The following is a 1,081-nucleotide window of genomic DNA, read 5'->3' as shown; positions in this document are numbered from 1 at the left end:
CTTCGTCGCCGACACCGACGAGGAAGCCTGGAAGCTTTCGACCGGCGACATGATGGGCCGGATGATGAGCGAATACTTTTTGCCGCTGCTCGGACACTTCGGCTTCAAGGACTATCTGAAGCACGCACCCGATGTGCCCGACAGCGACGTCACCGTCGAATATTGCGCGCGGCGGAACTGGATCATCGGTTCACCGTCGACCGTCGCCGAGAAGATCGAAAAAATCTACGAGGAGGTCGGCGGCTTCGGCGTGCTCCTCGTGTTCGGTTTCGACTACAAGCACAAGCCGCAAGCCTGGCGGCATTCGCTGGAGCTTCTCAAGAACGAGGTGATGCCGCGGCTTAAGCATCTCGATACGGCGCGCAAGGCTGCGTGATGTCATCGCTCCCATTCCAAGGGAGCGGTGCCCAAGGTGCGGGTGAGGGATTACGGTTTCATGGAACCCAATTCCCTCACCCGGATCGGCCAGCGATCCCGGGTCTTGCAAGAGACCAGCGCATGAGCATCGACCCCACGAGTTTCAAGCAGGCCATGCGGCAATGCGCAGGCGCGGTCGCGCTGGTGACCGTCGGCGCCGAGCACGGCAAGCGCACCGGGCTGACGGTGACGTCGGCCTGCTCGCTGTCGGACTCACCGCCGTCGCTGATCGTCTGCGTCAATCGCAACGCCAGCGCGCACGCGCGCATCCGCGAGGAAGGTGCGTTCGCGATCAACTTTCTCAGCGAAGACCACGCGCTGCTGGCGCTGACCTTCAGCGGCCAGAAGGGCGTCAATGGCGACGACCGCTTTGGCTTCGGGCAATGGACCACGGCCGCGACCGGCGCACCGGTGCTGCAGGATGCGGTCGCCACATTCGACTGCGTGCTGGCACAGGAGTTCGAGACCAAGACGCATTCGATCTTCGTCGGCGAAGTGCGCAGCGTTGCGCACGCGGCCGACGCGACCCCTCTGGTCTACCTTCGCAGTGGCTTCCACATACCGCGCGAGATGCGCGAAACGGTGTCGGTCGGCGACCTCGATTCGCGGCATCTGAGCTGGACGGATTTTTCGTAACGTAGTCTCGTCCCTTCTCCCCTTGTGG

General features: G+C 63.0%; 1 protein-coding gene and 1 pseudogene. Both read left to right on the top strand.

The genetic code is table 11. The features are described 5' to 3' along the window. Window positions 1-376, top strand: a pseudogene (locus tag C2U70_RS32540) (LLM class flavin-dependent oxidoreductase); the annotation flags it as partial. Between the two features lie 122 nt (window positions 377-498). Further along, window positions 499-1,053, top strand: a complete 555-nt coding sequence (locus C2U70_RS32535; RefSeq protein ID WP_140982855.1) for a flavin reductase family protein — start codon at window positions 499-501, stop codon at window positions 1,051-1,053. Window positions 1,054-1,081: the final 28 nt, after the last annotated feature.

The organism is Bradyrhizobium guangdongense, from assembly GCF_006483445.1.
Classification (GTDB): Bacteria; Pseudomonadota; Alphaproteobacteria; order Rhizobiales; family Xanthobacteraceae; genus Bradyrhizobium; species Bradyrhizobium guangdongense_A.
This window is presented reverse-complemented; position numbering and strand designations above follow the sequence as displayed.